This is a genomic window from Acinetobacter sp. CY79 (assembly GCF_059515845.1).
This window is the reverse complement of sequence record NZ_JCAKMY010000052.1, coordinates 1-11,800: the sequence shown is the minus strand read 5'-3', so window position 1 is coordinate 11,800 and position 11,800 is coordinate 1. Positions and strand designations below refer to the sequence as shown.

Genomic DNA, 11,800 nt, shown 5'->3' with positions numbered 1-11,800 from the left:
ACAGTTCACACGTTTTGGATTTATGCTGTGATTCTTTATAAAACTGCATGACTTTTTCGCGTAAATCGACAGAATATGTTTTTGGCATGATCCTAAATCTTAGTGTTTTTTCTATTGTAGCTCATATTGGATTTTTAGCTATAGAAACATGATGGAGTACTTTTTAGTTATGTAAAGAGATATGAATAGAATTTAGTCTTATATAATAACGTATTGATTTTTATATAATGGATAAAATTCATACAGGGTTCCAATAATGGAACAACTTAATTCTTCAGATTTAAAAGCAATATTACATTCGAAACGTGCCAATCTTTATTATTTAGAACATTGCCGTGTTATGCAAAAAGATGGTCGTGTTCTATATTTGACTGAAGCCAAAAATGAAAATCAGTATTGGAATATCCCAATCGCTAATACCACAGTCATTATGCTCGGCACCGGCACATCAATTACCCAAGCAGCCATGCGAATGCTTGCGAGTGCGGGTGTATTGGTCGGTTTTACCGGTGGCGGTGGAACGCCTTTATTTATGGGCTGTGAAATTGAATGGATGACCCCACAAAGTGAATATCGCCCAACTGAATATATGCAGGGTTGGATGCAATTTTGGTTTGATGATGCTAAACGCCTAGAAGTGGCAAAACAATTTCAGTTAGCACGCATTGAGTTTATTCAAAAAATTTGGTCTAAAGACCGAGATTTAAAAGAATATGGTTTTCATGTTGATGATCTTGATATTCAACAGGCACTGAATAGTTATAGCTTGAAAATTCCACAGCAAAGCAAAGTAGGTGATCTGTTACTTGCTGAAGCGGCAACGACAAAACAGCTGTATAAGATTGCAGCCACACGTACAGGTTTAAAAGATTTTAGCCGTAATCCTGAACAAGGTGATTTAGCCAATGACTTTTTAAATCATGGGAATTATTTGGCCTACGGTTTAGCAGCAACTACACTTTGGGTGCTCGGTATTCCACATGGTTTTGCAGTGATGCATGGTAAAACTCGCCGTGGAGCCTTGGTCTTTGATATCGCAGATTTAATTAAAGATGCTGTGGTACTGCCTTACGCTTTTATTTGTGCCAAAGAAAAAATGACTGAACAAGAGTTTCGACAGCAGATTTTGCAAAAATTTACGGAGCATAAATGTCTGGACTTTATGTTCGATCAAGTAAAGGCAAAAGCTTGTAAGAATCATGATGCCGATGGAGAGTTATCATGATTGTGACCTTTATCAGCCAATGTGAGAAAAAAGCGATTCCACGCACCCGCCGTGTTTTGGATGCCTTTGCAGATCGAATTGGCGATAACACATGGCAAACCGTGATTACAGAGGATGGTTTAATCGCTGTTAAAAAATTACTGCGTAAAACTGTGACCAAAAGTACCGCAGTCAGTTGTCATTGGGTACGGGGTAGAAGACGCAGTGAGTTGATGTGGATTGTGGGGAATCGGAATAAGTTTAATAGCGAGGGTGTTGTACCAGTTAATACAACACAGAAAAAGTTAGATCAAAACAAATGGGAAAATGATTGGCATTATTTACCTCTAATAAAAACATTAGTGGCTATTTCAGCCCTATTACATGATTGGGGAAAAGCCACAGTTTTATTTCAAGAGAAACTGCAACCAAAGAATAAACAGAGTGTAAAGGGAGATCCATTACGGCATGAGTGGATATCCTGTTTATTGCTCAATGCTTTAGTTCATTCTTCAGACAATCCAAAAACTGATGAGGCATGGCTGGGTTTGCTCATCAATAAAGCATGGAATGAAGAGACGCTTAAAACGACGGTTGCAAAAAATTTAGATCAAAGCAAAGCTTTAGATGATTTGCCCCCTTTAGCGCAGTTAGTAGCATGGTTGATTGTGTCCCATCATCGTTTACCGAATTTAAAAGATGATGCTGAATTAAAGTCATTCACAGACGAACCTGCTGAAACATTAGAAGATTTATTTTATTTTATTCAGGCAGATTGGGGCTATCAAAATAAATTTGATGAAAAAGAATATCAGCAACGCCTAAAACAGTGTTTTGAATTTCCACAAGGTTTATTAAGCCAATCTCAAACATGGACAAAAGAGATTCAAAAGTGGTCTGCACGTTTATCACAAGAGAAAGAAAATATTGCACAAGTATTAGCAGATGGCAGTTGGCGTGTGGTTTTACATCATGCACGTTTATGTTTGATGTTGGGCGATCATTATTATTCATCATGTAATGCAGATCCAACGTGGAAAACATCACTGAGTTTGATTGCCAATACAGATCATAAAACCAAACAACCGAAGCAATATTTAGATGAGCATTTGGTACATGTCAGTAAAAATGCCATGCGTGTTGCACAGTCTTTAAGTCGTTTGGCTGATGAAATGGAGCCTGCGTATGATATTCAAAAGCTGAAAAAGAAAAGTCCACAAGGCTTTGAATGGCAAGATAATGCCGTTAAAGAGATCAAACAATTTCGACAAAAGCAGGACGATGACATCGAGCAGGGATGGTTTATTGTCAATATGGCGAGTACAGGCAAAGGTAAAACCATTGCTAATGCCAAAATTATGCAAGCTCTATCTAAAGATGGGCAATCTCTGCGTTATGTGTTGGCATTAGGTCTACGGACTTTAACGTTACAAACAGGAGATTCATATCGTAAAGATATTGGTTTGACTAATGATGAACTTGCCGTCTTGATTGGTTCTAAAGCTGTACAAGAATTACATCAGCAACAGCATAAAAAACAGAATGATCAAGATGAAAATCTATTGGATGAAATCGGTTCGGAATCTTTAGAACAGCTTTTAGAGAATGAACTTGATTATGCAGAAATGCCTCAAGCTGATTTTATGAATGTTTTATTTCCACAAGCTCAGGCAGAACGTAATAAGGCCTTTTTATATAAGCCGGTTTTAGCCTGTACGATTGATCACATCATGTCGGCAACAGAAACCAAACGTGGTGGGAAATATATTTTACCAAGCTTACGTCTATCTTCTTCAGATTTAGTGATTGACGAAGTAGATGATTTTAATGGACAGGATTTAATTGCGATTGCTCGTTTAATTCATCTTACTGCGATGTTGGGTCGTAAAGTGATGATCTCATCGGCAACTATTCCACCAGCGTTGGCAGAAGGTTTTTTCAATGTATATCAGCAAGGATGGCAATTATATTGTGCTTTTAAAAAGTTAAAACAAGTACAAGCAGTCGGCATATGGGTAGATGAGTTTAAGTCACAAACACAATGCATTGATTTAACATCAAATAACATTATTCAGCAGTATAAACATGGGCATGATGCATTTGTTGAAATTCGAGCCAAATCTTTAGCAGAGCAAGTAATAAAACATAAAGCTTATATCATTGAATGTCATGATTTGGTGGCACAAAAAGAACAGAAGCAACTGGATGCAAGTCTTCAACAGCAGTATTTTGATCGTATTCGTCAGCATATAGAAAAATTGCATCATCACCATTATACAGTTGATGCCAAAACAGGAAAAAAAGTGTCTTTTGGGGTGGTACGCGTTGCCAATATTCCACCTTGTGTTGCACTCACACAATTTTTACTCAATGCTGAATGGTCAGAAAAAATTGCTCCACGTGCGATGGCGTATCACAGTCGGCAGATTTTATTGATACGTAGTGAGCAAGAGCGCCATTTAGATGCTGTACTCAAGCGTAAAGAAAAACAACATGAACAGCCTATTGCATTTTCAAATGAAGTTATTCGTGAGCATTTGGATAGTACTGATAGCGAACATGTGATTTTTATTCTCGTGGCAACGCCTGTGGAAGAAGTAGGGCGTGATCACGATTTTGATTGGGCAATTGTTGAGCCATCTTCTTATCGTTCGATTATTCAATTGGCAGGGCGGGTTTTACGCCATCGCAGATTAGAAAAAGATATAGCACAGCCGAATATTGGTTTGTTGCAATACAATTTAAAAGGGCTTCATGGTGCGAAAATAGCTTTTGAAAAACCTGGTTTTGAAATCAATAATGATAAGTTTAAATTAAAGACTAAAAATTTATCCGACTTAATTGATTTACCAGAAGATGCTGAAATTAATGCTATACCACGTATTCAAGCCAGCACACCTTCAAAAGCCACCGAAAAATTGGCTGATTTAGAGCATGCTGTATTAGCGCATAGTCTCACCAATTATATGCAGGTTGGAGCAAAGCCTTTAAATGCTTGGTTGACACAGTATTGGTTTTTAACAGCATTACCACAGCGCTTTACTCCTTTTAGGCAAAGCTCCCCGAATATTCAGCTTTTTGCAGTATGGAAAGATCATAAGTTTGTATTTTCTGAGAAAGATGATTTTGGGCGATATGTTGATCGAAATGGTTTTTACAAAATTCTATATCCTGAACTGACTGATTTAGAACAGGAACGTTTATGGCTTAATCGAAACTATGGCGACATATTGTGTCGTATTGCTGTTGAGAAAGTTTCAGAAAATCAGCATATTGAAGATGAAATAGAAAAACTATCAAAACGTTATGGGGAAATTATGTTGCCACAATATGTTGAGAATAAAACACTGATGTACTCAGACCAATTTGGCTTAGTGGTTCAACATTCAAAATAAAAGGGGGATATATGCAAGAGATTATCGTTAGTTACTTAGAAGCACGAAAGGAAGATTTTTTACAGGCAAAAATTAATTCTAAGCTACGTGGTAAAAAAAATGAATTCGATGAAGAAGCTCGATTGAAAGTACGTTTAGAAAATCAGGTAGAAGCTGATGCTAAATATAATTTAGATGTATGGTTAGATAATATTATTCGAAAAGTTAAGCCGAATGTGACAACACATCCTGCAAAATTTACCAATGCCAAAATTGACACAGATACGAGTCAAATTTTTTTAGGTCATTATGTAAATGATGGCTATATCAAAACTGGCAATGTTCATTTAAAAAATAAAGTAGATGTATCAGGTAACTCAGCGACGAATACTATGGTTTATGAGTTGTATGATTTACTTGACCAAGATGTGAGTAATGATCAAAAACTAATTCATAAATTTGAAGAAAATAATGAATCATTAATTCAATTTTTTGAAAAAAATAAAGCTGATTTTGAATACATAAAAGCAAAGTGTTTAAAAGTTTATTATGGTGAAAAATCTACACCTGAAACGCATAGCTCAACTAGACAAGTGTATTTCCCAATAGGGGATAATGAATATCACTTATTGTCTGTTAAAACAGCATCAATGTTGATGTATGAAGTAAAAAATCGTATTGATGATATGAATATTTGGGTTGATGGACAACATGCTAGAAGTTTCAAAAAAGAGAATAAATTTTTAGAAGGTGGGTTTAGTGAAGTTCTTGAAATTACTGAAATTGGTTTCAGTAATGGTGATTTCATCAAAATGGGCAATTATAGTTTGTTAAATGTCAAGAATAAGGGCATTGCTTACTTACTTTCAAGCTGTCCGCCTATTTTAGAAAAACGCGCAACACGATTGCCAAGAACAGATTTTTTTGTGCAGTGTTTATATCGAAAAAATTATCAAGATAGTTTTGTGCAATTGCATAAATTTATGCAGTTAGATTTAAACAATATTGATATACGAACTGCAATTCGAAACATCCTTCAATTTGTGATTGATCAAGTCATATTACAGGGGCTAAGAATCCGAGAATCTTATCCTGAGGGGTGGTCACAACAAGACTACTATTCAGGTTTACCTAAATTGCAGCGTATTTGGCTTGATTCAATGTACGCAGAACGACGTGAAAATGATAGTGAATGGCGTCATGAATTAAGTGAAGACATCGCTCGTTGGATTTTGCGTAGTTATGAAAAAGTCATTAGTGAATCCGAAATGTTGGGAACCGCTGAAATCAATGATGTAAAACAGCGCGTTGAAGAATCATTGCAAAAAGCCAAGGAGTTTTTTTAATGCGCCATTTTTTACTGATTCCACATTTGAAAATTCATAATGCCAATGCAATGAGCAGCCCATATACGATTGGTTTTCCTGCCATGACAGCATGGCTTGGAGCGGTGCATGCTCTAGAGCGTAAACTCAAGCAACAGGGTTGTAATCTCAGCTTAAATAAAGTAGCCGTGAGTTGCCATGATTTTAACTTGCAAACCTATAAGGGAAAAAAGGATTTCGTTAAATCTTTAAAAGTTTATAGAAAAGCGTCAATTTTTGATGCTGACTATGGAAAAAAATATCCTAAAGACGTTTATAAATCCAAATATGATGCTCCTCTAACATCAGATGCTTTTAACGAGGAAGCACGTTGTCATCTAGAAGTATCTTTATTAGTTGAAATTGAAAGCTCATCTAAAAGACAGAGAGATCAACTTTTAGACCTTATTAACGGTATCGTAGCAAGTATGAAATTTGCGAGTGGTGATGTGCTGTCGGTGAAAGCATGCACAATCTTAAACTTTGACGATGATGAAGATCAAACACAGCAATTACCTCCGATTTTAAATAAGTTAATGCTTGGTCATGTAATTATCGAGCGTCGTGATTTAGTCATGCAAAGCATGCAAGAGGGTAAAGATGCTTTAGATAGTCTCTTGGATTATCTCAAAGTCACACATAGTTCAATCCAAGATGAAGATGGAAAAGTGGCTTGGACATCAAAACGTAAAGCACAAGGCTGGCTTATTCCTATTGCAGTGGGTTTTCAGGGAATTTCAGAACTTGGACAAGCAAAAAACCAACGTGATGCCAATACACCACATCGTTTTGGAGAAAGTGTGCTTACATTGGGTGAGTTTGTGATGCCATATCGGATTGAAAGTATTGATCAGTTGTTATGGCAATACCATGTTGATTTAGAAAATAACTTATATCTGTGTCAAAACCAAAATACACATTAATTTAGACTTTATAAAAGGAAAAATACTCATGGCTAAAAATGAAAAAGCTGTTGCAAGCGTTCTTGCATTTGAAAAAAAACTCGTTCCATCAGATGGTTATTTTTATGGAACAACATGGGAAAATCGTACAGAACAATCGGCTTTAAAGCTCATTGAAAAGTCAGTGCGTGGCACAATCTCAAATCGTTTAAAAGCTGCTGATGCTGATCCATTAAAATTAGATGCAAAAGTAGAAAATGCTAATCTTCAAATTGTTGATGCATGTGCATTAGCAGAGCATCAAGATACGTTAAAAGTGGCATTCACGTTAAAAGTTTTAGGAGGTATTGAACAACCATCAGCATGTAACAATGAAGCATTTCTAAATTCATATAAAGAAGTAGCGAAAAACTATATTCAAACTCATGGTTTTACTGAGCTTGCAAAACGTTATGCACTCAATATTGCGAATGCACGTTTTTTATGGCGTAACCGTGTTGGTGCAGAAAAAGTTGAAGTTGTAGTGACGGTGAATGAAGAAGAGGCTGTCACGTTTAATGCTTTTGATTATAAATTACATGATTTTGATAACGCAGATGCTAAGGTACAAAACTTGGCCAATCAAATTGCTCAAGCCCTTAAAGGAGAAATCCCTTATTTACTGATCAAAATTGAGGCTTATGCATTGGTAGGTAAAGCTCAGGAAGTATATCCAAGTGAAGAATTGGTCTTGGATAAAGGCAAAGGCGATAAAAGTAAGATTCTTTATCAAGTCAATGATGTCGCTGCAATGCATTCTCAAAAAGTGGGTAATGCACTGCGTACAATTGATACTTGGTATCCAGAATTTGATGAGAAAAGAACTGCTATTGCCATTGAACCTTATGGTGCAGTGACTAATTTAGGTAAAGCATATCGTACTCCAAAAGCTAAACAAGATTTCTTTAGCTTATTTGATAAATATGCTTTGGGCGAAAATCTGGAAAATGCAGAACAGGAACATTATGTCATGGCCGTACTTGTACGTGGTGGCGTATTTGGTCAAAGTTCTAAGGATTGATTATGAAGTTTTATCAGGAAATTACCTTGATTGGTCAGGCCGAAATTTCCCCTTATTTCATTTGGTCTAAACTTTATACTCAATTGCATTTAGCATTTGCTGAAATCAAAGATGCCAATGAAAAAGTAAATCTTGGTGTGTCTTTTCCTCAATATATTTTTGAAGAAAAATCGGAAAACCAAAAATCCAAAATCAATTTAGGGAAAAAATTACGTTTATTTGCGCAATCTGAATCAGATTTGAAAAAATTAGATCTCAGGAAATGGCTAGAGCGTTTAGAAGATTATGTGCATATAACATCTATTCGTGACGTACCAACAGAAGTTAAAGGCTACGTAATTTATAAGCGTAAGCAAGTAAAGACCAATGCACAGCGTTTGGCACGTCATCGTGTGAAACGTGGAGATATTGGTTTTGATGAAGCACTTGCTCGATATAGTAATGTCGTCACCACGACGAATTTACCTTATATTGAAATGGGAAGTTTAAGTACTTCAAAAGAGCAAGATAAAAAACGCTTTAAATTATTTATTGAAAAGCAATTCGCTGAAAAAACTGAAACTCATGTTTTTAGTACATATGGGCTAAGTTCGGTGTCATCTGTACCCGAGTTTTAACCCAATATTTTTTGACTCTTTAACAGCTTAATAAAATCAATGGGTTATGATAGTAGTCTAAAACTTGGGTCTTTTAGGAGACTTAAGGGTTAAACTACTGTTATAGCTTTATTTTTTGCTATAAAATTACTGTTCACTGCCATGTAGGCAGCTTAGAAAAAGGGCAAGGCGATACAGCACATTTTCACTTTGTTCACTGCCATGTAGGCAGCTTAGAAATGTGCGATCTACACGACGATTCCAACCACTGCGTTCACTGCCATGTAGGCAGCTTAGAAAAGGAGAAAGCTCCAAAAGGGTAGGCATGTAATGTTCACTGCCATGTAGGCAGCTTAGAAATGAATATCACGAATGCAACTGTGGCTTGAAAGGTTCACTGCCATGTAGGCAGCTTAGAAATTTAATCTCTCAACATATTGACTCAACGTACCGTTCACTGCCATGTAGGCAGCTTAGAAATAGTGTTTACTGCAATAGATGCAGTGTTGAAGGTTCACTGCCATGTAGGCAGCTTAGAAAGTTCATAGCTTCTGTATAACCATTCGTTAGTGGTTCACTGCCATGTAGGCAGCTTAGAAAATACTTACCAGGATTCAACCACTCATCCTCGTGTTCACTGCCATGTAGGCAGCTTAGAAATGACTATAAACATTACTTAGTGAGAAAGAAATGTTCACTGCCATGTAGGCAGCTTAGAAATTGTCCTTACAAAATTTGATTAATTTCGTAAACATCCGCTGAACCCCATTGCTATGTTTTAACGGGGTTCAGGTTTCCAGCGGTGTGGCAGTAATTCTTCTATTTGAGTCACTTTATGTGTCGGCAACCTTTTCAGCACATCACTTAAATAGGCATACGGATCCAGCCCATTCAGTTTTGCTGACTGGATTAAAGTCATGATATTTGCCGCTCGCTGACCACTGCGCAGCGAACCTGCAAATAACCAGTTCTTACGCCCCAAAGCCCAAGGCCGCATTTGATTCTCTGCCCAATTATTGCAAATAGGTAGATTGCCATCATCCAGATAACGGCTTAAGGCTTCCCAACGTTTTAGGCTGTAATTGATGGCTTTAGCAGTTGCAGAGCTTAAGGGTACTGCAAGTTGATGTTGTGTCAGCCATTCATACAGTTGCTGCATAACAGCTTGACTATACTGTTGCCGGTACTTATAGCGTTGTTCTGCTGTACCGTCGGTATTTTTTCTTATTTCAGCCTCTATCGCATAGAGCTTCTGAATCAAGAACAAAGCCTGTTCTGCAATCTGACTTTTTCCAGTCACATGCAACTCATGGAATTTACGACGTGCATGCGCCATGCAGCCCACCTCAATGACCTGACCTGATCTAAAGCGTGCTTTGTAGCCACTGTAATCATCACAGACCAGATGACCCTGCCAGCCTTTCAGGAACTCTTCAGCATGCTGACCTGAACGGCTATCCTGAAAGTCATAAATCACGGCTTGAATTGGATTATATTGAGTTGTTGCATAAGCCCAGACATAACCTTTCTTCGGTTTTTTATCTTTATCATCCATCCGCATGATGGTGACAGGTGTTTCATCTGCATGAATCACCGCTTGCTGTAGGATCACCTTCCTTAATGCATCGGTTAGGCCTTCTAACTCTACACCACAGCGACCTATCCAGTCAGATAAGGTTGATCTGGACAGATCAACACCTGCGCGTAGAAAGATTTGACGTTGACGGTACAGTGGTAAATGATCGGCATATTTAGACACCAGTACATGGCTAAGCAGTTCAGGTGCAGCGATTCCTTTCTCAATCACATAGGCCGGCATTGCTTGTTGGGTCAGTGTGTCACATTGATCACACACCCATTTGCCACGCACATGCTGTTCCTTATAGAACTGTGCCGGTCTGAAATTCAGTTTTTCACTGATATCTTCGCCAATACGACGCAAGGTGCAGCCACAAGCACATTGGGTTGATGCAGGTTCATGCTCAATACGGAGGGTTGGCAGGTGATCTGGCAGTGGTCGACGTTTAGGTTTGTTGACTGGGGCTTTCTGCGCAGCTGCATTGGTTTTATCTGCATTCAGCCGTTCCAGTTCCAGATCAACCGCAGCAATATCTTCTTCGACCGCTTCGTCCCATAGATGGATTTGTTTTGCGCTTAGATGTTCGTTTTTACTGCCGAATTTATGCTGTTTAAATAGCGCAAGCTCATGCTCGTATTTTTGATTAAGAATGGAAAGATGTTGATTCGTGACTTCAAGATGTTGAACTTTGGCATCTAATTGTTGTTTATCTTCTGCGAGTTGTTGATGCTGCAGCGCCAACTGCCGGGTAAATTCCAGCAGTTGTTCATGGGTCAGTTGGCTTAAATCAGGCAGCGTATTCATGACCGCAGTATGGCTGAGATCATGAATATGTGTAAATAAAACGTTTGGAGAATAGCAGAATGGATGAGCTTGGTTTAGAGCATATTCACCACCTGCTGTAAGCCGATTCTCTGCCAGGGCAGACCCTGAATTAACGCCTGTAACTGTTCCGGGCTGATCGCCACGGTTTCACCCTGGTGAACCTGAGCCCAGTGAAATTTGCCCTGTTCCAACCGCCGGGCACACAGCCAGATGCCCAGTCCATCATGCACCAGTACTTTCATGCGATGGCCACGTTTATTACAGAACAGGTAGGCGCAGTGTGGTTTGATATAGCCAAATGCTCTCAGCACCTGAGCCATGGCAGTATCCATACCTGCACGCATATCCATCGGCTGGGTAGCAAGCCAGATTTCATCGATACGGATCATTTGATCAAGCCCTGAATTAAAGGCAGTAATTCCTTTGCCGATTCCACCGGCCAGTCGATCTCGATCATCTGATCCCGTGCGGAACCTTGTTCCTTATGCAATGGAATCCTGATATGAGCGACAGCATTCTTCTCTGGCACAGGTGGCGGAGGTGCTTCTTGTCTGACTGGAGTCGGGTGAAGAATGATGGGAAGAAAGTCGGTCTGTGGACTGGATGGGCTTTTTAATGCAGGGGGCATTGATCTGGACTGGCGAATCCATTTATGCAGCAGATTGGCATTGATCTGATGTTGCATTGCAACCTTAGCTACTGACGTATCTGGCTGCTGGCAAAGCTCGACCAGGTACTGTTTAAACTCAGCTGCGAAGATTCTGCGGGTTCTTTCTGTCGTTTGTTCAGTGTCTATAAAAGTGTCTAAGGCCATAAACATAATGTCCATTTAATAAATAATGGACACTATCGGGATATTGAGCAAATAAGAAAAGTGGGGTTCAGCGGACGCTTAC

9 protein-coding genes and 1 CRISPR repeat array are annotated in these 11,800 nt (G+C 38.6%); of the genes, 6 read left to right on the top strand and 3 right to left on the bottom strand.

Features of this window, described 5'->3' with window-relative positions:
- Positions 1-256 precede the first annotated feature (256 nt).
- Genes cas1f through cas6f form a run of 6 tightly spaced genes read left to right on the top strand, consistent with a single transcriptional unit; the run spans position 257 to position 8,521 of the window.
- Positions 257-1,225, top strand: a complete 969-nt coding sequence (cas1f, locus tag AC5YCE_RS15010; RefSeq protein ID WP_496172571.1) for a type I-F CRISPR-associated endonuclease Cas1f — start codon at positions 257-259, stop codon at positions 1,223-1,225.
- On the top strand, positions 1,222-4,599 hold the full coding sequence (gene cas3f / locus AC5YCE_RS15005) for a type I-F CRISPR-associated helicase Cas3f (protein ID WP_496172570.1): 3,378 nt from the start codon (positions 1,222-1,224) through the stop codon (positions 4,597-4,599). The genes cas1f and cas3f overlap by 4 nt, the downstream gene beginning before the upstream one ends.
- Positions 4,600-4,610: 11 nt before the next feature.
- Positions 4,611-5,924 (top strand): type I-F CRISPR-associated protein Csy1, encoded by a 1,314-nt coding sequence (locus tag AC5YCE_RS15000; RefSeq protein ID WP_496172569.1) that lies wholly within the window; start codon positions 4,611-4,613, stop codon positions 5,922-5,924.
- Entirely contained in the window at positions 5,924-6,865 is a 942-nt protein-coding gene (gene csy2 / locus AC5YCE_RS14995) for a type I-F CRISPR-associated protein Csy2 (protein WP_496172568.1), read from the top strand. Before AC5YCE_RS15000 ends, csy2 begins: the two co-directional genes overlap by 1 nt.
- Before the next feature lie 28 nt (positions 6,866-6,893).
- Positions 6,894-7,904, top strand: a complete 1,011-nt coding sequence (gene csy3 / locus AC5YCE_RS14990; protein ID WP_496172567.1) for a type I-F CRISPR-associated protein Csy3 — start codon at positions 6,894-6,896, stop codon at positions 7,902-7,904.
- Between the two features lie 2 nt (positions 7,905-7,906).
- Positions 7,907-8,521 carry a type I-F CRISPR-associated endoribonuclease Cas6/Csy4 gene (cas6f, locus tag AC5YCE_RS14985; RefSeq protein WP_496172566.1) on the top strand — a complete coding sequence of 205 codons (615 nt, stop codon included), beginning with the start codon at positions 7,907-7,909 and terminating at the stop codon, positions 8,519-8,521.
- 131 nt (positions 8,522-8,652) lie between these two features.
- A CRISPR array of direct repeats spans positions 8,653-9,220; the repeat unit is 28 nt; unit sequence GTTCACTGCCATGTAGGCAGCTTAGAAA.
- Between the two features lie 58 nt (positions 9,221-9,278).
- Here the strand turns inward: cas6f and tnpC are convergent.
- The 3 genes from tnpC to AC5YCE_RS14970 form a co-directional block, all read right to left on the bottom strand.
- Entirely contained in the window at positions 9,279-10,883 is a 1,605-nt protein-coding gene (gene tnpC / locus AC5YCE_RS14980) for an IS66 family transposase (protein WP_496171426.1), read from the bottom strand.
- Between the two features lie 74 nt (positions 10,884-10,957).
- Complete coding sequence (tnpB, locus tag AC5YCE_RS14975; protein WP_496125721.1) at positions 10,958-11,293, bottom strand: IS66 family insertion sequence element accessory protein TnpB; 336 nt, start codon at positions 11,291-11,293, stop codon at positions 10,958-10,960.
- Positions 11,290-11,718 (bottom strand): transposase, encoded by a 429-nt coding sequence (locus AC5YCE_RS14970; protein ID WP_496125720.1) that lies wholly within the window; start codon positions 11,716-11,718, stop codon positions 11,290-11,292. The genes tnpB and AC5YCE_RS14970 overlap by 4 nt, the downstream gene beginning before the upstream one ends.
- Positions 11,719-11,800 lie beyond the last annotated feature (82 nt).